This window comes from Pseudomonas sp. DW-iso3 (assembly GCF_058725305.1).
The window spans coordinates 96,166-119,846 of sequence record NZ_JBZXDZ010000008.1; the positions used below are offsets into that span (position 1 = coordinate 96,166).

Consider the following 23,681-nt stretch of genomic DNA (forward strand, 5'->3'; position numbering starts at 1 on the left):
ATCCTTGACCGGAACAAGCTGTGGATAACTCTGTTGGTAACTTATTTAGCAGGCTATTTATTGCGTTTGATGGGCAGTCTCGAAACGGTCCATTACGGCCAGGGGCCGTGAGGCATTGAGGACCAGGCCGTAACTGAGTTTTTCGTAGGTGCGAAACACCAACAGTGTGCCGGCGCGTTCATCAGGGAGTTGGGTCGGCGTGCCCGTCAGACTGTCGCGTACCGTGGCGCCAGCCTTGATTACGCTGAGCAGTTGGCCTTCGACCAGGCCGTCACGACGGCCTTTATTCAGGGTTACGGCATCCAGCACGCCGATCTGGGTCACGCCCTTGGGGATATCGATGATCTGCCCTTTGATAAAGCGCGTTGCTGGCGTGACGGCAAAGGCTGCCGGGTCGACGGGTGTTTGCGCACGCAGCAAGCGGTCACCGGGACGCACCTCCTGGGTGACACGCTGCACAGCGAGGGTGGTGAGGTCGCCCGCCGTGACGAAACGGGCGGTGCCAATGTCGTCGGCGTTGATCCCCAGTAGCTCTCGGGTCTGCGGGTCGGTGTAGACCTTGCCACGTCGGAATATGCCGTAATTCGGCTGGGAAGGCTCCAGGTCGCCCCTGGCGTGGACCCGCTCGCCATTGGCGCCAAGCACGCGGCCAGCATCGGCAGCGACGATGTAGGGCGCGTTGTCCAGGTCCTGGGGTGTATCGAGAATGCGGTTATGCAGCAGGAAGCGCTGGATAGCGTGTTGTGTCGGTGGGTCCAGACGCTGGATGGGCTGGGGTAGCAGGGCCATGGAAAACGGGGCCCACAGCAGCAAGACGAGTAGCGATTTCCTCATAGGGTGAATCTCCTTTATTATGTGCGTTCGCGTGAAATGCCTGGGCCTTAGCGGCTTTTAAGGGTTTCACACCGGTCGTGTGGGTCCATCCCAACGCCGATTTGCCTCTACCTCACATGTGCAGCAATTACGCTTATGGCTATTTTGAACATCCTCGAATTCCCCGACTCGCGCCTGCGCACGATCGCCAAACCGGTGGCCGTAGTGGACGACAAGGTTCGTCAGTTGGTCGATGACATGTTTGAAACAATGTATGAAGCCCCGGGTATCGGCCTCGCCGCGACCCAGGTCAACGTGCACCTGCGCGTCGTGGTCATGGACCTGTCGGAAGATCGCAGCGAACCGAAGGTGTACATCAACCCGGAGTTCGAACCGCTGACCGACGAGATGGGCGAATACCAGGAAGGCTGCCTTTCTGTGCCGGAGTTCTACGAGAACGTCGAGCGCCCGCTGCGCGTGAAGATCAAGGCCCTGGACCGCGACGGCAAGCCGTTCGAGCTGATTGCCGAAGGCCTGCTGGCGGTGTGCATCCAGCACGAATGCGACCACCTCAACGGCAAGCTGTTTGTCGATTACCTGTCCACGCTCAAGCGCGACCGGATCAAGAAGAAGCTGGAAAAAAAGCATCGCCAGCAAGCTTGATGCCCTCCTTCCAAAGGCTTGCTGCGGCAAGCCTTTTTCTTTTGTGACTGCTTTTAACCGAGACCTCCCATGACCGAGCCACTGCGCATAGTTTTTGCCGGCACTCCTGAATTTGCCGCCGAACACCTCAAGGCCCTGCTTGCCAGCCCTTATGACATCGTCGCGGTATACACCCAGCCGGATCGCCCGGCCGGTCGTGGGCAAAAACTGATGCCGAGCCCGGTCAAACAGCTGGCGCTGGAACACGACATCCCTGTGCTGCAACCGCCGACCCTACGCAACGCCGAAGCCCAGGCAGAACTGGCGGCGCTGAAGCCGGACCTGTTGGTGGTAGTGGCCTATGGCCTGATCCTGCCGCAAGTCGTGCTGGATATCCCCCGTCTGGGCTGCATCAACAGCCACGCCTCGCTGCTGCCTCGCTGGCGCGGTGCGGCGCCGATCCAGCGCGCCGTGGAAGCCGGCGACAGCGAAAGCGGCGTGACCGTGATGCGCATGGAAGCAGGCCTGGACACCGGCCCGATGCTGCTGAAAGTCACCACCCCGATTACCGCCCAAGACACCGGCGGCAGCCTGCACGACCGCCTTGCCGAGCTGGGCCCACCGGCTGTAATCCAGGCCATCGCCGGTCTGGCTGCTGGCACCCTGCAAGGCGACGTGCAGGACGACAGCCTGGCCACCTACGCCCACAAACTGAACAAAGACGAAGCGCGCATCGACTGGCGCCGCCCGGCCGTGGAGCTTGAACGCCTGGTGCGCGCCTTCAACCCATGGCCGATCTGCCACAGCACGCTTAACGGCGAAGCCTTGAAAGTGCTGGCCGCGACCCTGGCCGAAGGCAAAGGCGCGCCCGGTGAAATCATCGGCGCCAGCAAGGACGGCCTAGTGGTCGCCTGCGGTGAACAGGCGTTGTGTCTGACCCGTCTGCAATTACCCGGTGGCAAGGCGCTCAATTTCAGCGATTTGTTCAACAGCCGCCGTGAGAAATTTGCCTTGGGCACGGTCCTTGGGGTGGTAGCCCAATGAACCCACGTCTGGCCGCCGCCAAGGCTCTCGCCGCCGTCCTCAGCGGCAAGGCGTCGTTGAACAGTTCGTTGCCCACCCAACTGGACAAGGTCGAAGACCGCGATCGCGGTTTTACCCAGGACCTGGCCTTTGGCACAGCGCGCTGGCAACCACGCTTGTCGGCGCTGGCAGCCACGTTGCTGCAGAAGCCGTTCAAGGCGGCCGACGCGGATGTCGAGGCGCTGCTGCTGGTCGGCCTCTATCAACTGCTCTACACCCGCGTGCCCGCCCACGCCGCTATCGGCGAAACGGTCGGTTGCGCCGACAAGCTGAAAAAACCCTGGGCCAAGGCCCTGCTCAACGCCGTGCTGCGCCGCGCCCAGCGCGAAAGCGAAGCACTGCTGGCTGAACTGGAGCACGACCCGGTGGTGCGCACCGCCCACCCGCGCTGGCTGCAAAAGTCCCTGAAGGCGTTCTGGCCGGAGCAATGGGAAGCCATTTGCGCAGCGAACAATGCGCACCCGCCGATGATCCTGCGGGTCAACCGTCGTCATCACAGCCGTGACGCCTACCTGCAATTGCTCACCGACGCAGGTATCGGCGCCACGCCGTGCGTGTACAGCGTCGACGGCATCGTGCTCGAAGCCGCCACTGATGTGCGCGGCCTGCCGGGATTTGCCGAGGGCTGGATCAGCGTGCAGGACGAAGCCGCGCAACTGGCTGCCGACCTGCTCGACCTTGCACCGGGCCAACGCGTACTCGACGCCTGTTGCGCGCCGGGCGGTAAGACGTGTCACATCCTGGAAGTCGAAAAAGACCTGGTCGGTGTAGTTGCCGTCGACCTGGAAGCCAAGCGCCTGGTGCGCGTGCGCGAGAACCTGGCTCGCCTGGGCCTCAGCGCCGAGCTGATCGCGGCCGACGGTCGTGACACCGCCACGTGGTGGGACGGCAAACCGTTCCAGCGCATCCTGCTCGATGCGCCGTGCTCCGCCACAGGCGTGATCCGCCGCCACCCGGACATCAAGCTCACCCGCCAACCCGACGACATCGCCGCCTTGGCCGTGCTGCAGGGCGAGTTGCTCGACGCCCTGTGGCCCACCCTGGAAGTCGGCGGCATCCTGCTCTACGCCACCTGTTCGACCTTGCCGACAGAGAACACCGAGGTGATCGAAGCCTTCCTCGCCCGCACCAGCGGCGCGCGGGAGCTGGACCTCGCCACCACGGCCGGCATCAGGCAGCCCCACGGCCGCCAATTGCTTGCGCAAGAAGGCGGACACGATGGCTTCTACTACGCCAAACTGATCAAGATCGCCGCCGCGCGCGGCTGAATGATTTAAGGGAGTGACCGGATGAAAATCATCATCCTTGGGGCAGGGCAGGTCGGCGGCACGCTGGCTGAACATTTGGCCAGCGAAGCCAACGACATCACCGTGGTCGACACTGACAGCGAGCGTCTGCGCAACCTTGGCGACCGCCTCGACATCCGCACCGTACAAGGCCGCGCGTCGTTCCCAACAGTGCTGCGCCAGGCCGGTGCCGACGACGCAGACATGCTGGTGGCCGTGACCAACAGCGACGAAACCAACATGGTCGCCTGCCAGGTTGCCCATACTCTGTTCCACACCCCGACCAAAATCGCCCGTGTGCGCGAAGCGGCCTACCTGACCCGCGCCGGGCTGTTCGACAACGACGCGATTCCCGTCGACGTGCTGATCAGCCCGGAACAAGTGGTCACCCACTACATCAAGCGCTTGATCGAAATTCCGGGCGCCCTGCAGGTGATCGACTTCGCCGGCGGCAAGGCGCAGCTGGTCGCGGTGAAGGCCTATTACGGCGGCCCGCTGGTGGGCCAGCAGCTGCGCCAGTTGCGTGAGCACATGCCGAATGTGGAAACCCGCGTAGCGGCGATTTTCCGGCGTGACCGTCCGATCCTGCCCCAGGGCGATACGGTGATCGAGGCCGACGACGAAGTGTTTTTCATCGCTGCCAAAGCGAATATTCGTGCAGTCATGAGCGAAATGCGCCGCCTCGACGAGACCTACAAACGCATCGTCATCGCCGGCGGCGGGCAAATCGGCGAGCGTTTGGCCGAAGCCATCGAAAGCCGCTACCAGGTGAAGATCATCGAGATGAGCCCGGCACGCTGCCGGCATTTGTCCGACACCCTCGACAGCACGGTCGTACTCCAGGGCAGTGCCTCGGACCGCGACCTGCTGATGGAAGAGAATATCGCCGACGCCGACATTTTCCTGGCCCTCACCAATGATGACGAAGCCAACATTATGTCTTCCCTGCTGGCCAAGCGGCTGGGGGCGAAGAAGGTGATGACCATCATCAACAACCCGGCTTATGTGGACCTGATCCAGGGCGGCGATATCGACATCGCCATCAGCCCCCAGTTGGCCACCATCGGCACCTTGCTGGCCCACGTGCGCCGTGGCGATATCGTCAGCGTGCACTCCCTGCGCCGGGGTGCGGCGGAAGCCATCGAGGCGATTGCCCATGGTGACTCAAAGTCGAGCAAAGTGATCGGCAAGGCCATCCGCGATCTCGGCTTGCCGCCGGGCACCACCATTGGCGCGATCATTCGTGACGAAGAAGTGATCATTGCCCACGACGATACAGTGATCGAAACCGGGGACCATGTGATTCTGTTCCTGGTGGACAAGAAACATATCCGCGATGTGGAGAAACTGTTCCACGTGGGCCTGAGCTTTTTCTGATCGAACGGAGAGAACCGATGCTGGAGTCCCTGGAAAAAATGCTCGCCAAAGGTGCGGATAATTCCCTGCTGCGCTTTGGTTTGGGCAAGGGTTATCTGGACCTGAAAGACAACGCCAAGGCAGCGGAGCATCTGCACAAGTGCGTCGAGTTCGACCCGAAGTATTCAGCGGCGTGGAAGCTGCTGGGCAAGGCGCATCAGGGACTGGGGGATAGTGCTGCGGCGCGGCTGGCGTGGCAGAAGGGCATAGAAGCCGCCCAGGCCCATGGCGACAAACAGGCCGAAAAAGAGATGACCGTGTTCCTGAAAAAACTCGACCGCCAGGGGTGAATGGCGATCAACAATGGGGGAGCGGGCTTGCTCGCGAAAGCGGTGTATCAGCGTCACATTCAGTGACTGACATACCGCTTTCGCGAGCAAGCCCGCTCCCACATGGGTTTCGCGGCGAACCGGAGTCAGTATGGAATCAATACCACCGCGCCTCACCCGGCGGGCGTTTCTTGAAGCGCTTCATGCTCCACATGTACTGGCTCGGATAAGCGCCGACATAACGCTCCACCACCTTGCTCATCGCGGCGCAGGACGTGGCGGTGTCGGTGCTGTACATGTCTTCCGGCGCCGCTTCCAAAATCACTTTGTAACCCGAACCGTCCGGCAGCCGCAGCGCATGCAGGAACACACCCACCGCCTTGTGGCCGGCGAGCATGTTCGGCACGAACTTGCTGGTCAGCGCCTGGGTGGCGAAGAACGGCACGAAGATCCCCGCGGATTCCGCCGGCTCGGGATCGGCCGGGATTCCCACCTGGCCGCCTTTGCGCACTTCCTTGATCACACTGAGGATGCCTTCCTTGGTCGACGCGGCCACGCGGTTGCCCAACTGCACGCGCTGTTTTCGCAGTAACTCATCCACCGCCTTGAGCTTGGGTGGGCGGTAGAAAATGATCGGTTTGCACTGGCTGCAATAGAAGTGGTTCAGCACTTCCCAGTTACCCAGGTGGCTGGTGATGCCAACCACGCCTTTGCCTGAGGCGAGGGCTTCGTGCAGCACTTCCAGGCCTTCGACTTCACGCACCAGGTCGATGGAACGCTGGGCCGGCCAGATCCAGGCGCAGGCGCTTTCGGTCAGGGACTTGCCGATGTCCATCAGGCTGCGGCCGACCAGCGCTTCGCGCTCCGCGGGGTCCATGTCCGGGAAGCACTTGGACAGGTTGATCCGCACCGTGTCACGGGAACGGTTGGGGGTTTTCCACATGATCCAGCCAATCGCGGTGCCGACGGCCTGAACGGCGCGCCAGGGCAGCAGGGCAAATAACCGGAGAGCGCCTACCAGCAAGGCGCCTTTCAACTTTTCCACAGGTCACTCCTGATCGTGTGTGGTGCGCAAAGCCGGCATTCTAACCGGCGTTGGCCAGGTCCGCGTAACGGTCGCAGTCCTGAGTGTGGTCCATGACCATGCCCGAGGCCTGCATGAACGCGTAGCAAATGGTCGGGCCGACGAAGGTGAAACCGGCTTTTTTCAGGGCTTTGCTCATGGCTTCAGCTTCCTGTGTAATCGCCGGTACTTCGCTGCGGTCCTTGAAGTGATTGACCTTGGGTTTGCCGCCGACGAAGGACCAGAGCAACCCCACCGGGTCCTCCAGCGCCAGCCAGGCGGCGGCATTGCGGCGGGTGGCATTGAGTTTAAGGCGGTTACGCACGATACCCGGATCGAGCATCAGCGCTTCGATCTCGGCGTCGCTCAGTTGGGCCAGACGCTGCGCATCAAAACCGAACAAGACCTTTCGATAATGCTCGCGTTTGCGTAAAACGGTGATCCAGGAAAGGCCCGCCTGGAACCCTTCGAGCAAAAGCAACTCGAACAAACCCTGCGCATCGCGCAGCGGCGTTCCCCACTCCTGATCGTGATAAGCCATGTACAGCGGATCTTCAGAACACCAAAAGCAGCGTGGCATAAGGCTCCAGGGAGTGGTGGCAGGGCCGAATCGGGTATACTCCCGCTCTTTAAATCGCAGCCCAAGTAACAGGTGAATTTTGTGAGCCAGCCTACGCCAGCCGTGCGTACCTTCCAAGACTTGATCCTCGCCCTCCAGCAATACTGGGCCGAGCAAGGTTGTGTGGTACTTCAGCCCTACGATATGGAAGTAGGCGCCGGCACTTTCCACACCGCAACATTCCTGCGGGCCATTGGCCCGGAAACCTGGAACGCCGCTTATGTGCAGCCCAGTCGTCGCCCGACTGACGGCCGCTACGGCGAAAACCCGAACCGTCTGCAGCACTACTACCAGTTCCAGGTGGTACTGAAGCCGAACCCGGACAATTTCCAGGAACTGTACCTGGGCTCGCTCAAGCACGTGGGCCTGGACCCACTGGTCCACGACATCCGTTTCGTCGAAGACAACTGGGAGTCGCCGACCCTGGGCGCCTGGGGCTTGGGCTGGGAAGTCTGGCTCAATGGCATGGAAGTGACGCAGTTCACGTACTTCCAGCAAGCGGGCGGCATCGAGTGCTACCCGGTGACCGGCGAAATCACTTACGGTCTTGAGCGCCTGGCCATGTACCTGCAAGGCGTGGACTCGGTCTACGACCTGGTGTGGGCTGACGGCCCGTTCGGCAAAGTCACCTACGGCGACGTGTTCCACCAGAACGAGGTGGAGCAGTCCACCTATAACTTCGAACACGCCAACGTCGACAAGCTGTTCGAACTGTTCGACTTCTATGAAAGCGAAGCCAAGCGCCTGATCGAACTCGACCAGCCGCTGCCATTGCCGAGCTATGAAATGGTGTTGAAGGCCTCCCATACCTTCAACCTGCTGGACGCCCGCCGTGCCATCTCGGTAACCGCGCGCCAGCAATACATCCTGCGTGTACGCACCCTGGCGCGTTCCGTCGCCCAAGCCTATCTGCTGGCTCGCGCCAAGCTGGGCTTCCCGATGGCAACCCCGGACCTGCGTGATGAAGTGTTGGCTAAGCTGGAGGCTGCACAATGAGTGCTCAAGATTTCCTGGTTGAACTGGGCACCGAAGAGCTGCCACCCAAGGCACTGAACACCTTGGCCGACGCCTTCCTGGCCGGTATCGAAAAAGGCCTGCAGACCGCTGGCCTGAAGTTCGAAACGAAGAAAGTCTACGCCGCACCGCGTCGCCTCGCGGTGTTGCTGACCGCGCTGGAAACCCAGCAGCCGGACCGCAGCATCAACCTCGACGGCCCGCCGCGCCAGGCGGCTTTCGATGCCGAAGGCAACCCGACCCAGGCCGCCCTTGGTTTTGCCAAGAAGTGTGGCGTCGAGCTGAGCGAGATCGACCAGAGCGGACCGAAACTGCGTTTCAGCCAGGTCATCACCGGCAAGCCGACCGCCAGCCTGTTGCCGACCATCGTTGAAGACTCGTTGAACGACCTGCCGATCCCGAAGCGCATGCGCTGGGGTGCTCGCAAGGAAGAATTCGTACGTCCGACCCAGTGGCTGGTGATGCTGCTCGGTGACCAAGTCATCGACTGCACCCTCCTCGCCCAGAAAGCCGGTCGTGATTCCCGTGGCCACCGCTTCCATCACCCTGAAGCCGTACGCATCACCTCGCCGGCCAACTACGCCGCCGACCTGCGTGCTGCCTACGTGCTGGCTGACGCCAACGAGCGTCGCGAGTTGATCAGCAAGCGTACCGAAGAGCTGGCCCGTCTGCAGGAAGGCACCGCCATCGTGCCGCCAAACCTGCTCGACGAAGTGACGGCGTTGGTTGAATGGCCGGTGCCGCTGGTGTGTTCGTTCGAGGAACGTTTCCTCGACGTACCGCAGGAAGCGTTGATCACCACCATGCAGGACAACCAGAAGTACTTCTGCCTGCTGGACGTGGACGGTAAGTTGCTGCCGCGTTTCATCACCGTGGCCAACATCGAAAGCAAGGATCCGCAGCAGATCATCGCCGGTAACGAGAAAGTCGTTCGCCCGCGCCTGACCGACGCCGAGTTCTTCTTCAAGCAAGACAAGAAGCAGAAGCTGGAAGACTTCAACCAGCGCCTGCAAAACGTGGTGTTCCAGGAAAAACTCGGTAGCGTCTACGACAAGGCCGTACGGGTTTCCAAGCTGGCCGCCTACATTGCGCCACGCATTGGCGGTGATTCCGCCTGGGCTGCGCGCGCAGGCCTGCTGTCCAAATGCGACCTGGCCACTGAGATGGTCGGCGAGTTCCCGGAGATGCAAGGCGTTGCCGGCTACTACTACGCCCTCAACGACGGCGAGCCGGACGATGTGGCCCTGGCGCTGAACGAGCAGTACATGCCGCGCGGTGCCGGCGCTGAACTGCCGACCACCCTGACCGGTGCAGCCGTGGCGATCGCCGACAAGCTGGACACCCTCGTGGGTATCTTCGGTATCGGCATGTTGCCAACCGGCAGCAAAGACCCCTATGCCTTGCGTCGTGCGGCCCTGGGCGTACTCCGCATCCTGATCGACAAGAAGCTGGACCTCGACCTGACCCAGGCCGTGGTGTTTGCCGTCGGCCAGTTCGGCGCCAAGGTCAAGCAGGCCGGCCTGGCCGAGCAAGTGCTGGAGTTCGTGTTCGACCGCCTGCGTGCGCGTTATGAAGACGAAGGCGTGGACGTGTCGGTGTACCTGTCGGTGCGTGCCCTGCAGCCGGGTTCGGCGCTGGACTTCGACCAGCGCGTACAGGCCGTGCAGGCCTTCCGCAAACTGCCGGAAGCCGATGCCCTGGCCGCCGTGAACAAGCGTGTGTCGAACCTGCTGAGCAAGGCCGAAGGCCTGGGCAATGCCGACGTCGACCCTGGCCTGTTCGCGGATGCCAAGGAGTTCTCGCTGAACTCGGCCATCGCCAAGGCTGAAAACGCCGTGAAGCCGCTGATCGCTGAACGCAACTACGCCGAAGCATTGGCTCGCCTGGCGACCTTGCGTGAGCCAGTGGATGCGTTCTTTGAGGCGGTGATGATCAATGCCGAAGATGCCGGCGTGCGGAAAAACCGCTACGCCATGCTGGCGCGTCTGCGTGGCTTGTTCGTCAACATCGCTGACATTTCGACGCTGAGCTGACCATGTTGAAACTGCTGATTCTCGATCGGGACGGGGTGATCAACTACGACTCCGACGCTTACATCAAGTCGGTGGCGGAGTGGATTCCTTTGCCTGGCTCGATCGAGGCCATTGCGCAGTTGAGCAAAGCCGGCTGGACGGTGGCGATCGCCACCAACCAGTCCGGCATCGCCCGTGGCTACTACGACATCGCCACCCTGGACGCCATGCACACGCGCTTGCGCACGTTGGTGGCGGAGCAGGGCGGTGAGGTGGGGCTGGTGGTGTACTGCCCCCACGGGCCGGATGAGGGCTGCGATTGCCGCAAACCCAAGCCTGGCATGTTGAAAACCATTGCAGAACATTACAACGTGCCGTTAGCTGGGATATGGTTCGTCGGGGACAGCCTCGGTGACCTGGAGGCGGCCAAAGCCGTCGACTCTCAGCCAGTTTTGGTTAAGACCGGGAAAGGCGACAAGACCCAGGCGAAAAACCTGCCGGTAGGCACCTTGATTTTTGACGATCTGGCGGCCGTTGCCGCAGAACTTATCAACAACTAGCCGCCCTCGACTTCCTGACCAAGGAGTGTTCGGGAGTGCGCTTTTAGCAGGCGGGCCGTGTCCCGCAACGGTAAATGCCGCCATGTCGATTTTGCAGGCCATCAGAACCTTTTTCTTTTACCTGCTGCTGGGCACCAGTTCGTTTCTCTGGTGCACCCTGAGCTTTTTTATTGCGCCCTTTTTGCCGTTCAAGGCGCGCTATCGCTTTATCAACGTTTATTGGTGCCGCTGCGCGTTGTGGCTGACCAAGGTGTTCCTGAACATTCGTTTTGAGGTCAAGGGTGCGGAAAACGTTCCGGACCAGCCCTGTGTGATTCTGTCGAACCACCAGAGCACCTGGGAGACGTTCTTTCTCTCGGCGTACTTCTCCCCGTTGAGCCAAGTGCTCAAGCGTGAATTGCTGTATGTGCCGTTCTTCGGCTGGGCCATGGCCATGTTGCGTCCGATCGCCATCGACCGTGACAACCCCAAGGCTGCGCTCAAGCATGTGGCCAAGAAGGGCGACGAGTTGCTCAAGGATGGTGTTTGGGTGCTGATATTCCCGGAAGGCACGCGTGTGCCCTTCGGCACGGTAGGCAAGTTCTCACGCGGTGGTACGGCATTGGCGGTCAATGCGCATCTGCCAGTGCTACCGATTGCGCATAACGCCGGTAAGTTCTGGCCGAAGATGGGCTGGGCCAAGCGCGAAGGCACCATCACGGTGGTCATCGGTAAACCGATGTACGCCGAAGGTGAAGGACCCCGCGCCATTGCAGCGCTGAATGACCGTGCCCAGGCCTGGAATGAAGCACAGCAGAGGGCCATGGGTTCGCTGCCGCCGGAGCCGGTTGTAGTCGACACGCCCATTATCTAAGTATCTGTGGATAACCTGTGCACGGTTTGTTGGCGAATCGCCTTTTTTGTCTTGTAAGAATCTGATTTTATTACATATTTCCCAACATAATAAAATCACGAAAAAGGTGCATAAGTTTTTTCCGCATAAAAAAACCGGTCCTTGCGACCGGTTTTTTATGCACAACTGAAAAGTACGTTTTTCAGTCGTCCAGCAGCGGCAGTCGAAGGCTGAATGTGGTGCCTTTCCCCACCTCACTTTCGCAGCTGATGCGTCCACCGTGGCGCTCTACCACGGCCTTGACCATCGTCAGCCCCAAGCCCAGTCCTTCACTGCCTTGGGACGAATCGAAACGACGGTATTGGTTGAACAACTCCGGCAGGTCCTCTGCAGCAATCCCCGGGCCCTGGTCGCTGATACGGCACTCCAACCAACCCTGCTCGCTACTGTGCCTCAACCTCACGGTCGTCCCGGAAGGCGAATACTTGATGGCATTCTCCAGCACGTTGAACAACGCCCGTGTGAGCAGTGACTGGTCGGCAGAGACCATGCCTTCATCGGCCTCATCCAAATCGTGGACCAGGTGAATACCTTTAAGTTGGGCGATCAGCGCTACTTGATCAAAGGCATCCATGACCAACATAGCGAACAACGTCGGTTGGAACTGATAACCGTCAGCCTCGGCCTTCGCCAGTTGCACGAAGGATTCGGTGAGGCCCAAGGCGCGGCGAACCTGCTGTTCGATCTGGGCAAAGACCGGGGATTCACCGTTATGCACATCCAGCAACGCGAGGATCGCTGAATGGGGCGCACGCAGGTCGTGAGAGAGGAACCGCAACATGGTCTCGCGGTGTTGCTGGGCGTCGCGCTCCTTACTCAAATCCGTCAGGCTCAGCAGCCAACCGAGGGCGACATCGCCTTCAGCCGGCAGCAAGGGCGCAAGCTCCATGCGCAGGCTGCGTTGGTGGATGTCCCGGAACTCTACAAGCTCCAGCGCTGATAGGGCAGGGCGCACGCCATTGTGCAGCGGCGGGTAGCCCAAGTCGGCCAACTGCTCCAGCAGGTTCTGCGTGACCAGCTCATTACCGAACACCTCGCGGGCAATGCGGTTGGCCAGCAGGATATTGCCCATGGGATCGGTAATCAGCGTCGCCACCGGCAGGCATTCCAGGCCATCGGCCATAAAGCGTCGTGTGTCACGCGTACGGCTGACGGCTTGCTCCAGGGCGAAGATACGCGCCTGCAGTACATCGCCTTTGCTGGCGGGTGCACGGCGCCGTTCGGGCAGGACTTTGGGTTCATTGTCCAGGCGTGCCAGCTCCCAACCGAAATAGGCGAGGATCACGCTGAGGCGGCGCCAGTTCCAGATCAGATAACTGAGCAGCAAACCAATCAGGCAGGCCGCAGGCGACCACCAGTGGCCCAGGCGCAACAAGGCCAAGGACACGAGCAAAGCGACAGCCATGCAGCTCAGGGTCATCCACAGCGCATAGCGCGGCCGGTAGAGCAGCAACCCCAGCAGTAACGCCACCCATGCGGTAGCGATCAATGCGGCGAGCCAGCCCGGTAGATCAACGATGCTGCGGCCTTGGAGCAAACCATTGAGCACGTTGGCCTGTATCTCCAAACCCGCTGTGGTGCCCACCGTGGAGGAAAGAGGCGTGACGAAACGATCGCCCATGCCGGAAGCCGTCGAGCCGACGAGGATCAGGCGGTTACGTAGTCGCTCAGGCGCGACTTCACCGTGTAGGACGCTGACGTAGGACACACTGGGAAAGCGCGTATGAGGTGCGATGAAGGGGATACGGATGGCATGTTCGCGATGCCATTGCTGGGTGACCGATTGCTGAGGCTCGCCCGGCATCTCAGACAGCTCGCCACTCATCTCATAGGCCAACCAGGCCAATTGCGGCGCCTTGGCATCAGGCGGGCCTTCACGCAGATAGAGGCTGCGGACCACGCCATCGCTGTCTGCTTCAACATTGATGTGGCCCACGCCTTTGGCACATTTGAGCAGCGGCATCATCTGTGCGTCCGGTTGGCTGTAGTTCGCAGCACCTTCACGCACCAGAGGCAGCAAGACATTGCCAGCGTTGCAGACCGACTCGGCCAGGCGTTTGTCATTGGCCGGGTCACCGGGCTCACTGAAGATCACATCGAACAAAATGCCCGCCGGTTGCGCGGCGCTCAAGCGATCGATCAGGTCGGCGTGCAAGCCGCGTGGCCAAGGCCATCGGCCAAGCTTTTTCAAACTGGCGTCATCGATCGTCACCAGCAGGATGCGTGGGTCGACCGGCAGCGGGCTGAGGCGACGCAAACTGTCGTATAACGGATTGTTCAAGGCCAAGCCGGGGCTCAACGACAGGTAGGCGGTGATAGGCAACAGCAATAAACCAATCCACAACCACTCACGCACCAGGCCGTGGAACAGCCGCTGAGCATGGGTAGGTTGACGTTTTTCGGCCTTGCCCCAGAGCATCATCGGTCAACGCACCTGAACAGTGGGTGGGTAATAGAAGATGTCATAGACCCCGGTTTCTCCCTCAAGGCCGTGTTCGTCGTAAGCCGACAAGCGCACGTGATAGAACGAGGCTTTGAGCCCAGTGAAGCTCATTTTCGGCATGCTGGAGAAGTTTTCCTGCTTGATATTCATAAAGGCTTTGTCGGTGGCGACCTGGGCACGGTATCGCTGGGCGCCGGGCAACGGGCGAAGGTACAAACTCCAGACTGGCGCGTCACCTTTCTGGCCGTCTTGGCCGATAAGCTTCGGCGCCGCAAGCAGCTCCACAGGATTGAGGTCGCCCAGTTTCCTGAAGAGCAGACCTTGGCGAGCGGCCACTTTGATCTCGCTTGTGCGATCGCGATTGACGGCGACCTGGCCGTCCAACACTTCCACAAGCGATCGCTCAGCGTCATTGCGCACCCGAAAATGCGTGCCCCGCACGCCCAGCACACCGACCGGCGTCACGATCTGAAAGCGATCATGATCGCTGGCGCGCTTGATCACATACGCCTCCGCCTGGCCTTGTTCGAGCACCACCTGGGGGATCGACAGTTTCTTCTCCAAGCGCAACCGCACCTGGGAGTCAGAAGGCAACACCACTCGGGATCCATCACCGAGCAACAGACTGACAAACGCCGAAGCCGAAGTCTTCACACCTTCCTGTTCATCAACAGTCATGCCTTCCAGCAAAGGCGTCGCCTTGCCCTTGGTATCGAGTTTCCAGGCCTCTCCAGTGAGATGCTGGACCACCGCAGGCAGAGGCTGGACCCGGCACAGAAACTCATCGTCGATGTAAGGCGCTCGAACCTTTGTGGCAGCGCCCGCCGAACCCACCACCATGATCAACAGAGAGGGAAGTGCGCTGCGCAAGTAATTGGGAAGAACAGACATGGCGCTCATCAAGGTCGGGGGTTCCAGAAGGCATCTGACATCAGACACAGGAGTTTACGGCAGCGCATGCGTCGGCTGATCCTTTTCCTTATGGTCAGGAGCCGGTATCTTTCCCACATTGGTATCGAGGACTTTCAATGGGTTAACCGCCCATTGTTCCCAGCGTATAGAGAGATCCGAGGGCTCGATGAATCTGCGCACAATTCTTCAGATTCAAAGACCGGCCGGACGGCTGCCGCACTCTTCAAATGAAAGGACCCACCCATGCGTGTCGCAATACTGGATGACGAACCCGCGGAACTGCGCCGGGTGGAACAGACACTGCGACAAATCCCCAGCACCGCCGAACAGCCCTGGACGCTGCATTGCTTCGAACGCGGTGAAGACCTGCTTCGTCAATTGCGCCGGGAAACCTTCGACCTGTTGATACTCGACTGGCAACTGCCGGATATCACCGGCATCGCATTGCTCCGCTGGACCCGCGAACACATGGAATCCCCGCCTGCCGTCATCATGCTCACCAGCCGTGATGCCGAGAGCGACATCGTCACCGCGCTCAACAGTGGCGCGGATGATTACGTCAGCAAACCGTTTCGCCCCAATGAACTGAAAGCACGGGTTACGGCGGTGCTGCGTCGGCATGGCCTGCAGAAGTCTGCTAGCCATGAAGTGCAAAGCTTCAACGACTTGACCTTTGACGATGCCGAATTGACGGTGACCCGAGCGGGAAAACCCATCAACCTCACAGAACGGGAGTATCGCTTGGCTAGCTGTCTGTTTGCCAACCTGGCGCGACCGCTGTCTCGCGAGTACCTCTACGAGCGATTCTGGACCCATGAAGAAATGGTGTCTTCACGGCCGCTGGATACACATATCTACCGGTTAAGAAACAAACTCGGGCTGACGGCGGACCGAGGTTGGCAGTTACTGACCATCTATGGGTATGGTTATCGATTGGAGAGTGTGGCGGCCGCTTCTCAAAGTTAGTGTGCTGATGTTCCACGTGGAGCATTTTAAAAATCAACGTGTTTTACCCAATAAAAAAGGCCAACGTTTAAGCGTTGGCCATTTTAGTTTGACGGGCTTACCGGGATCAGAAGTCCAGGTTGGAAACCGCCAGGGCATTGCTCTCGATGAAGTCACGACGAGGCTCGACCGCATCACCCATGAGGGTGTTGAAGATCTGGTCTGCGCCAATGGCGTCTTCGATGGTCACACGCAACATGCGACGCTGAGCAGGGTCCATGGTGGTTTCCCACAGCTGATCCGGGTTCATTTCACCCAGACCTTTGTATCGCTGGATGGTGTGACGCTTGGTGCTTTCCGCCATCAGCCAGTCGAGGGCTTCCTTGAATTCCTTGACCTGCTTCTTGCGTTCGCCACGCTGAATATAAGCGCCGTCGTCCAACAGGGTGCTCAGTTGAGCGCCCAGCGTTACCACGGTCTTATAGTCATTGCTGCCGAAGAAGTCACGGTTGAACGTGACGTAGTTCGACAGACCGTGGGAGATCAGTTCGACCTCAGGCAGCCACACGTTACGTTCACGGTCTTCTCGCAGGCTGGCCTTGTACACCAGACCAGACTTCTCGACGGTACGCAGGCGCACCTCGTACTGAGCCAGCCAATCTTGCATCGCTGCGTGATCGCCCAATTGCTCAAGGCTGACAGCCGGCAGGTAGATGAAGTGCTCGGTCAATTCCTGAGGGTAGAGACGCGACAGGCGCTTGAGGGTCTTCATCACCATGCGGAAGTCGTTTACCAGACGTTCCAGCGACTCACCGGAAATGCCCGGCGCTTCGTCGTTCAAGTGCAGGCTGGCATCTTCCAGAGCCGACTGCGTCATGTACTCTTCCATGGCGTCGTCGTCTTTGATGTATTGCTCTTGCTTGCCTTTTTTCACTTTGTACAACGGCGGCTGAGCGATGTAGATGTAGCCACGCTCGATCAACTCCGGCAACTGACGGAAGAAGAACGTCAGCAGCAGCGTACGAATGTGCGAACCGTCGACGTCAGCATCGGTCATGATGATGATGTTGTGATAGCGCAACTTGTCGATGTTGTACTCGTCGCGGCCGATACCGCAGCCCAACGCCGTGATCAAGGTGCCGACTTCCTGGGAGGAAATCATCTTGTCGAAGCGAGCCTTCTCGACGTTGAGGATTTTGCCTTTCAACGGCAGGATGGCTTGGGTGCGACGGTTACGACCCTGCTTGGCGGAACCGCCAGCAGAGTCACCTTCCACCAGGTACAGTTCGGAGAGGGCAGGGTCCTTCTCTTGGCAGTCAGCCAGTTTGCCTGGCAAGCCTGCGATATCCAGCGCGCCTTTGCGACGAGTCATCTCACGGGCTTTACGCGCCGCTTCACGAGCACGCGCGGCGTCGATCATCTTGCCGACAACCAGCTTGGCTTCGTTCGGGTTCTCCAGCAGGAAGTCGGAGAAGTACTTGCCCATCTCCTGTTCCACCGCAGTCTTCACTTCGGAAGACACCAGCTTGTCTTTGGTCTGAGAGCTGAACTTCGGATCAGGTACTTTTACCGAGATAATCGCGGTCAGGCCTTCACGGGCATCGTCACCGGTGGTGGCGACTTTGTGCTTTTTGGCCAGGCCTTCGGCTTCAATGTAGGTGTTCAGGTTACGCGTCAGTGCGGAACGGAAACCCACCAGGTGAGTACCACCGTCGCGCTGAGGAATGTTGTTGGTGAAGCACAACAGGTTCTCGTTGAAGCTGTCGTTCCACTGCAGAGCGATTTCCACGCCGATGCCGTCTTCACGCTGAATGTTGAAGTGGAACACCTGGTTGACCGCGGTCTTGTTGGTGTTCAGGTATTCAACGAATGCGCGCAGGCCACCTTCATACTTGAACAGCTCTTCCTTACCGCTGCGCTCATCCTTGAGGACGATACCCACACCGGAGTTCAGGAAGGACAGTTCACGAATACGCTTGGCCAGGATGTCCCAGCTAAAGTGGATATTCTTGAAGGTCTCAGCCGATGGCTTGAAGTGGATCTGCGTACCGGTGGTTTCACTGTCACCGACGATTTTCATCGGTTCTTTTGGAACACCGTGAACGTAGGTCTGTTCCCAGATCTTGCCACTGCGGCGAACAGTCAGGATCAACTCTTCAGAAAGAGCGTTCACTACCGAAACGCCCACACCGTGCAGACCGCCGGAAACTTTATAGGAGTTGTCGTCGAACTTACCGCCGGCGTGGAGCACGGTCATGATGACCTCTGCTGCCGAAACGCCTTCTTCTTTGTGTACGTCTACCGGAATGCCGCGACCATTGTCGCGCACGGTAATAGACTCATCCGGGTGGATGATGATGCTGATGTCGTCGCAGTGACCGGCCAGAGCTTCGTCGATGGAGTTGTCGACCACCTCGAACACCATGTGGTGCAGACCGCTACCGTCATCAGTATCGCCAATGTACATACCGGGACGTTTGCGTACGGCATCCAAACCTTTCAGCACTTTAATGCTGGTCGAGTCGTACGTGTTTTCTTCGCTCATGCCTTCACTCCCGATGGTCGTGGGTCTGGGTGATACGGCCTTGTTCCACGTGGAACAAAGCGACTGGCGTTTCCGTCTGCCAGCCTTCCCTCAATAATTCGTGGTCTACACAGGTGATAAACACCTGGCAGCGTAATTCTTCCAACAAGCGGCATAACGCGCGGCGGTGTTGCTCATCGAGCTCCGACGGCAAGTCATCCACCAGATAAATACACTGACCGCGCCGGGCCTGGCTAACCAGATGGCCCTGGGCGATGCGCAATGCACACACCACCAACTTCTGCTGACCACGGGACAAAATATCCGCGGCATTGTGAGCGCCTAGTCTAAGACGCAAATCAGCCCGTTGGGGTCCGGCCTGGGTATGGCCAATTTGCTGATCCCGCTGCAAGGACGTCGCGAGCACTGCACTCAGCTCACGTTCTTTGTCCCAGCCACGGTAGTAACTCAGCGTCAGCCCTTCGAGTTCCAGCAACTCACTCAAGGTCTGCTCAAAGACTGGTTTCAAGGCTTTGATATAAGCACGGCGGTATTCATCTATTTCGTCGCTGGCCAGGCACAGTTCCCGGTCCCAGGCCGCTTGCGAAGCGGCGTCAAGTGTACCATGCCGCAGCCATGAGTTCCGCTGCCGCAGGGCCTTCTGCAGGCGCTGCCAAGTGGCCATGAAACGCGGTTCCACGTGGAACACTCCCCAATCGAGGAACTGCCTGCGGATTTTTGGCGCGCCTTCCAATAGGCGGAAACTGTCGGGGTTGATCAATTGCAGCGGCAGGATCTCTGCCAGCTGCGCAGCACTGCGCGCGTTTTGCCCGTCAATGCGAATCTGGAACTCTCCGCCGCGATCACGGGATATCCCCAGGCTGCTATGCCCACCTTCAGCGAGTTCGACTTGGCCAAACACTGTGCACGCCAACTGCTCGTACTGGATAACCGGTAACAAGCGAGCGCTGCGGAAGGAACGAGCAAGCCCCAGCAGGTGAATGGCTTCCAGCACGCTGGTTTTGCCACTGCCGTTGGCGCCGTGGAGGATATTGATGCGGGGAGAGGGGGAGAAGGTCACCGGGTGCAGATTGCGCACCGCGGTGACCGAGACGCGACTGAGGGACATCTAGCTTCTGCTGAGCATGATTACAGGCGCATCGGCATGACAACATACGCCGAGTCGTCATTGTCGGATTCCTGTACCAGCGCGCTGCTGTTGGAGTCCGACAGAATCAGGCGAACCTGTTCGGTGGTCATCACACCCAGTACGTCCAGCAGGTAGCTCACGTTGAAGCCGATTTCCAGGGAACCGCCGTTGTAGTCGACGCCCACTTCTTCTTCCGCTTCTTCCTGCTCCGGGTTGTTCGCCTGGATTTTCAGCTGACCGTTGGCCAGTTGCAGACGGATACCCCGGTACTTCTCGTTGGACAGAATCGCGGTACGGCTGAACGCTTCACGCAGCGCTTGACGATCCCCCAGCACCAACTTGTCGCCACCTTTGGGCAGCACACGCTCGTAATCCGGGAACTTGCCATCAACCAGCTTGGAGGTGAAGGTGAACTCGCCGGTGGTCGCACGAATGTGGTGTTGACCCAACACAATGCTGACGTTGCCTTCCGGCTCGGTAAGCAGGCGCGCCAGCTCAAGAATACCTTTGCGCGGCACGATCACCTGGTGACGGTCCGGCTGACCGATATCGGCGCGCATAGAGCACATAGCCAGACGGTGACCGTCGGTTGCCACGGCGCGAATGATGCCTTCCGAGACTTCCAGCAGCATGCCGTTGAGGTAGTAACGCACGTCTTGCTGAGCCATGGCGAAGCTTGTGCGCTCGATCAAACGACGCAGCTTGCTCTGCTCCAGGCTGCAGGTCAGCGAGCCTGGGCCTTCTTCCACTGTCGGGAAATCATTGGCCGGCAGGGTGGACAGGGTGAAGCGGCTGCGACCCGCCTTGACCACCAACTTCGCCTCATCAACCTTGATGTCGATCAGCGCGTCGTTAGGCAGGCTTTTGCAGATGTCCATCAGCTTGCGCGCGGGTACGGTGATCTCGCCCGGTTCGGCGGGCTCTTCCAGCTGCACACGACCCACCAGCTCGACTTCCAGGTCAGTACCGGTCAAGGACAATTGCTGGCCTTCGACTACCAGCAATACGTTGGAAAGCACCGGCAAGGTCTGTCGGCGCTCGACGACGCCTGCGACCAGTTGCAGGGGTTTCAACAGGGCTTCGCGTTGAATGGTGAAATGCATGGTCTAGTCCCTTGCCTTAATAAGCTGCGCTGGTGTCATCACGTTGTCAGTGTACGCAGCAGGTTCTTGTAGTCCTCGCGAATATCCGCGTCGGATTCCTTAAGTTCATTGATCTTGCGGCACGCGTGCAAGACCGTGGTGTGGTCGCGTCCGCCAAACACATCACCGATTTCCGGCAGGCTGTGGTTGGTCAACTCCTTGGAGAGGGCCATGGCCACCTGACGGGGGCGTGCCACCGAGCGCGAGCGGCGCTTGGACAGCAGGTCGGAAATCTTGATCTTGTAGTACTCGGCCACGGTGCGCTGGATGTTATCCACACTCACCAGTTTGTCCTGCAGTGCCAGCAAGTCCTTCAGGGATTCGCGAATCAGCTCGATGGTGATATCGCGGCCCATGAAGTGAGAGTGAGCGATGACCCGCTTGAGTGCACCTTCCAGCTCACGCACGTTGGAGCGAATGCGTTGAGCGATGAAGAACGCCGCATCGTGGGGCAGGTCGACCTTGGCCTGGTCGGCTTTTTTCATCAGGATCGCGACGCGGGTTTCCAGCTCCGGCGGCTCTACCGCAACGGTCAAGCCCCAGCCGAAGCGCGATTTCAAGCGTTCTTCCAGGCCTTCGATTTCTTTTGGATAACGGTCACTGGTCAAGATGACCTGCTGGCCACCTTCGAGCAGGGCGTTGAAGGTGTGGAAGAACTCTTCCTGGGAGCGCTCTTTGCGGGCAAAAAATTGAATGTCGTCGATCAGCAACGCATCAACCGAGCGGTAGAACCGCTTGAACTCGTTGATTGCGTTGAGCTGCAACGCCTTGACCATGTCAGCCACGAAGCGCTCCGAATGCAGGTACACGACCTTGGCATTCGGATTCTTCTTTAATAGGTGGTTACCCACAGCGTGCATCAAGTGGGTCTTACCCAAGCCAACGCCACCATAAAGGAAGAGTGGGTTGTAACCATGCTTGGGGTTATCGGCTACCTGCCAGGCGGCAGCACGGGCCAGCTGGTTGGATTTACCTTCGACGAAGTTCTCAAAGGTAAAGGTGCGGTTCAGGTAGCTGGTGTGCTTGAGCGCGCCTTCGACCTGCACGGTGCGCTGTTCGGCGCGCACCGGAGCTTGCTGGGAGGCCGCGCCTGCCATCGGATCAAAGCTGTCGCGGGACGGCTCTTCATTCTCTGGTGCATTTTTTTGCGCAGACGACTTGGAGGGCGCAGGAGCAGGAGACGGCGCACTGACAGCCGGTGCCGCTGCCGCCTGGGCTTGCGACGCAGCCGCCGCCAGAGGCGCATTCGGCGCAGCACGAGGCGCCGAGCTACGTTTGCTGCCTATTAATAAGGAGAGCACGGGCGCGAGGCCGTTGCCATGTTCATCGAGCAATTCGAGAACGCGGCTCAGGTACTTCTCGTTGACCCAGTCAAGAACAAACCGATTGGGCGCGTAGACACGCAACTCGTCGCCTTCGGCTTCGACCTGTAGCGGACGGATCCAGGTGTTGAATTGCTGGGCAGGCAGCTCTTCGCGCAAAAGCTCCACGCACTGCTGCCAAAGTTCCACTGACACGGATATCCCCTAAGTTGAAAGCCGGTGAGGCAAAAACAGCCGCCATTGTAGCGGCGAGCCGCCCACTTATCCACATGTAGGTTGATCACAGGCCAGCCAAAATCAACGTCTTAACAGCAATAAAGGCGACCAATGGTCTGTGCATAAGCTCTGTGGATAAGCGCCCTTGAGGTCGTTGTACAAGTGGGGTCAAAAGTCTGTGGGTAACTGGCCTGTGGATAACTCGCCATTCCACACACAGCTTATCCGACAGCGCAGCACAGGCAGAGCACCGTTTCTCCCCCGTGTTGTCATTCTCTGTACATCAGGTGGAACAAGGCCTCAATGCAGTTATCCACAGATGATTGCCTGCCTAGCTTTTATAAGCTTTACAGAAAAGCTTTAAATAACTTCCTTCTTTATTTTTATATCTATGCCACGCGCTGGGAAAGCCAAGCGGACAGAAAAAGGTAAATGACCGGTAGATATCTAATTAAAGGAAAAGCTGGTTGGAAATTGACCTAGAGGCTTGCTTTCTCTAGAATCGCCGGTCTCTTAAAACGGGGGCCATTCCGGCCCGTTGTGGACGAACCAGGTAACAACGCCATGAAACGTACTTTCCAACCAAGCACCATCAAACGCGCCCGTACCCACGGCTTCCGTGCTCGCATGGCCACCAAGAACGGCCGTGCTGTCCTGTCGCGTCGCCGCGCCAAAGGTCGTGCGCGTCTGGCAGTTTGATAATCCGGTACTGGTGGTGAGTCAGGACTTCAGTCGGGAAAAGCGTCTGCTAACCCCCCGGCATTTCAAGGCAGTCTTTGACTCCCCCACCGGCAAGGTTCCGGGGAAAAATCTCCTGCTCCTTGCGCGTAACAACGATCTTGATCACCCCCGTCTCGGGTTGGTGATCGGCAAGAAGAGCGTAAAGCTCTCCGTTGAGCGCAATCGCCTCAAGCGTCTGATGCGCGAATCGTTTCGCCTCCACCAGGACACTCTGGTTGGTTGGGATATTGTTATCGTCGCGCGCAAAGGCTTGGGTGATGTAGAAAACCCCGAATTGATTCAGCATTTCGGCAAGCTCTGGAAACGTCTGGCGCGTACCAACAAACCAGCTCCAGCGGCCAACGCCGAAACTGTAGGGGTAGACAGCACTGATGCGTAAACTGGCCCTCGTTCCGATCCAGTTTTATCGCTATGCCATTAGTCCTCTGATGGCCAGCCACTGTCGTTTCTACCCCAGTTGTTCCTGCTACGCGTTAGAGGCCATAGAAAATCATGGTCTTCTGCGCGGTGGCTGGCTGACCTTTCGTCGTTTAGGTCGCTGTCATCCGTGGAATCCCGGTGGTTATGACCCGGTTCCGCCTATCCCTACCTCCCGTTCTTCTTCGATGGCCGAGTAA

22 protein-coding genes are annotated in these 23,681 nt (G+C 59.2%); 13 read left to right on the forward strand and 9 right to left on the reverse strand.

Annotated elements, in window-relative coordinates:
- Positions 1-57: 57 nt before the first annotated feature.
- The gene (locus AC4PS7_RS22995) at positions 58-834 is read right to left on the reverse strand and encodes a hypothetical protein (protein WP_042571106.1); all 777 of its coding nucleotides are present in this window, start codon (positions 832-834) and stop codon (positions 58-60) included.
- A gap of 135 nt (positions 835-969) precedes the next feature.
- Here AC4PS7_RS22995 and def point away from each other — a divergent pair, with 135 nt between their 5' ends.
- The 5 genes from def to AC4PS7_RS23020 all read left to right on the forward strand — a co-directional run bounded on the left by def (position 970) and on the right by AC4PS7_RS23020 (position 5,530).
- Complete coding sequence (def, locus tag AC4PS7_RS23000; RefSeq protein WP_010207739.1) at positions 970-1,476, forward strand: peptide deformylase; 507 nt, start codon at positions 970-972, stop codon at positions 1,474-1,476.
- 69 nt (positions 1,477-1,545) lie between these two features.
- The gene (gene fmt, locus AC4PS7_RS23005; protein WP_010207737.1) at positions 1,546-2,499 is read left to right on the forward strand and encodes a methionyl-tRNA formyltransferase; all 954 of its coding nucleotides are present in this window, start codon (positions 1,546-1,548) and stop codon (positions 2,497-2,499) included.
- The gene (gene rsmB, locus AC4PS7_RS23010) at positions 2,496-3,806 is read left to right on the forward strand and encodes a 16S rRNA (cytosine(967)-C(5))-methyltransferase RsmB (RefSeq protein ID WP_044286387.1); all 1,311 of its coding nucleotides are present in this window, start codon (positions 2,496-2,498) and stop codon (positions 3,804-3,806) included. The genes fmt and rsmB overlap by 4 nt, the downstream gene beginning before the upstream one ends.
- A 21-nt stretch (positions 3,807-3,827) precedes the next feature.
- A complete protein-coding gene (gene trkA / locus AC4PS7_RS23015) occupies positions 3,828-5,201 on the forward strand; it encodes a Trk system potassium transporter TrkA (protein ID WP_492179761.1) in 1,374 nt (457 codons plus the stop codon).
- Between the two features lie 17 nt (positions 5,202-5,218).
- Positions 5,219-5,530: a hypothetical protein gene (locus AC4PS7_RS23020; RefSeq protein ID WP_010207734.1), complete on the forward strand. Its 312-nt coding sequence runs from the start codon at positions 5,219-5,221 to the stop codon at positions 5,528-5,530.
- A gap of 136 nt (positions 5,531-5,666) precedes the next feature.
- Here the strand turns inward: AC4PS7_RS23020 and AC4PS7_RS23025 are convergent, their stop codons facing one another.
- Positions 5,667-6,554, reverse strand: a complete 888-nt coding sequence (locus AC4PS7_RS23025; RefSeq protein ID WP_010207733.1) for a lysophospholipid acyltransferase — start codon at positions 6,552-6,554, stop codon at positions 5,667-5,669.
- 40 nt (positions 6,555-6,594) lie between these two features.
- Entirely contained in the window at positions 6,595-7,152 is a 558-nt protein-coding gene (locus AC4PS7_RS23030) for a DNA-3-methyladenine glycosylase I (RefSeq protein ID WP_010207732.1), read from the reverse strand.
- An 81-nt stretch (positions 7,153-7,233) separates the two neighbouring features.
- Between AC4PS7_RS23030 and glyQ the strand changes: the two genes are divergently transcribed.
- The 4 genes from glyQ (at position 7,234) to AC4PS7_RS23050 (ending at position 11,630) form a co-directional block, all read left to right on the forward strand.
- Entirely contained in the window at positions 7,234-8,187 is a 954-nt protein-coding gene (glyQ, locus tag AC4PS7_RS23035; protein WP_003187265.1) for a glycine--tRNA ligase subunit alpha, read from the forward strand.
- The gene (glyS, locus tag AC4PS7_RS23040) at positions 8,184-10,238 is read left to right on the forward strand and encodes a glycine--tRNA ligase subunit beta (RefSeq protein ID WP_010207731.1); all 2,055 of its coding nucleotides are present in this window, start codon (positions 8,184-8,186) and stop codon (positions 10,236-10,238) included. Before glyQ ends, glyS begins: the two co-directional genes overlap by 4 nt.
- A gap of 2 nt (positions 10,239-10,240) precedes the next feature.
- Positions 10,241-10,777: a D-glycero-beta-D-manno-heptose 1,7-bisphosphate 7-phosphatase gene (gene gmhB / locus AC4PS7_RS23045; protein ID WP_021491428.1), complete on the forward strand. Its 537-nt coding sequence runs from the start codon at positions 10,241-10,243 to the stop codon at positions 10,775-10,777.
- Between the two features lie 82 nt (positions 10,778-10,859).
- A complete protein-coding gene (locus AC4PS7_RS23050; RefSeq protein WP_010207729.1) occupies positions 10,860-11,630 on the forward strand; it encodes a lysophospholipid acyltransferase family protein in 771 nt (256 codons plus the stop codon).
- A gap of 181 nt (positions 11,631-11,811) precedes the next feature.
- Here AC4PS7_RS23050 and AC4PS7_RS23055 read toward each other — a convergent pair whose 3' ends face one another.
- Positions 11,812-14,091, reverse strand: coding sequence for a CHASE2 domain-containing protein (locus tag AC4PS7_RS23055; RefSeq protein WP_492179762.1), 2,280 nt, complete (start codon positions 14,089-14,091; stop codon positions 11,812-11,814).
- Between the two features lie 3 nt (positions 14,092-14,094).
- Positions 14,095-15,012, reverse strand: coding sequence for a FecR family protein (locus AC4PS7_RS23060; protein WP_492179763.1), 918 nt, complete (start codon positions 15,010-15,012; stop codon positions 14,095-14,097).
- Between the two features lie 255 nt (positions 15,013-15,267).
- Here AC4PS7_RS23060 and AC4PS7_RS23065 point away from each other — a divergent pair, with 255 nt between their 5' ends.
- Positions 15,268-15,990 (forward strand): response regulator transcription factor, encoded by a 723-nt coding sequence (locus AC4PS7_RS23065; protein ID WP_010207724.1) that lies wholly within the window; start codon positions 15,268-15,270, stop codon positions 15,988-15,990.
- Positions 15,991-16,096: 106 nt separating this feature from the next.
- Here AC4PS7_RS23065 and gyrB read toward each other — a convergent pair whose 3' ends face one another.
- Genes gyrB through dnaA form a run of 4 tightly spaced genes read right to left on the reverse strand, consistent with a single transcriptional unit; the run spans position 16,097 to position 22,302 of the window.
- Positions 16,097-18,514 (reverse strand): DNA topoisomerase (ATP-hydrolyzing) subunit B, encoded by a 2,418-nt coding sequence (gene gyrB / locus AC4PS7_RS23070; RefSeq protein WP_010207722.1) that lies wholly within the window; start codon positions 18,512-18,514, stop codon positions 16,097-16,099.
- A gap of 4 nt (positions 18,515-18,518) precedes the next feature.
- On the reverse strand, positions 18,519-19,622 hold the full coding sequence (gene recF, locus AC4PS7_RS23075; RefSeq protein WP_021491432.1) for a DNA replication/repair protein RecF: 1,104 nt from the start codon (positions 19,620-19,622) through the stop codon (positions 18,519-18,521).
- A 20-nt stretch (positions 19,623-19,642) separates the two neighbouring features.
- Positions 19,643-20,746 (reverse strand): DNA polymerase III subunit beta, encoded by a 1,104-nt coding sequence (gene dnaN / locus AC4PS7_RS23080; protein WP_010207719.1) that lies wholly within the window; start codon positions 20,744-20,746, stop codon positions 19,643-19,645.
- A gap of 38 nt (positions 20,747-20,784) precedes the next feature.
- The gene (gene dnaA / locus AC4PS7_RS23085; RefSeq protein ID WP_010207718.1) at positions 20,785-22,302 is read right to left on the reverse strand and encodes a chromosomal replication initiator protein DnaA; all 1,518 of its coding nucleotides are present in this window, start codon (positions 22,300-22,302) and stop codon (positions 20,785-20,787) included.
- Positions 22,303-22,887: 585 nt separating this feature from the next.
- On the opposite strand from dnaA, the gene rpmH reads away from it, so the two are divergent.
- From rpmH to yidD, 3 genes are read left to right on the forward strand one after another with little or no spacing between them, the layout of a single operon-like run.
- Positions 22,888-23,022, forward strand: a complete 135-nt coding sequence (gene rpmH, locus AC4PS7_RS23090) for a 50S ribosomal protein L34 (RefSeq protein WP_003213577.1) — start codon at positions 22,888-22,890, stop codon at positions 23,020-23,022.
- A gap of 16 nt (positions 23,023-23,038) precedes the next feature.
- Positions 23,039-23,443 carry a ribonuclease P protein component gene (gene rnpA / locus AC4PS7_RS23095; RefSeq protein WP_029529038.1) on the forward strand — a complete coding sequence of 135 codons (405 nt, stop codon included), beginning with the start codon at positions 23,039-23,041 and terminating at the stop codon, positions 23,441-23,443.
- The gene (yidD, locus tag AC4PS7_RS23100; RefSeq protein WP_010207715.1) at positions 23,436-23,681 is read left to right on the forward strand and encodes a membrane protein insertion efficiency factor YidD; all 246 of its coding nucleotides are present in this window, start codon (positions 23,436-23,438) and stop codon (positions 23,679-23,681) included. Before rnpA ends, yidD begins: the two co-directional genes overlap by 8 nt.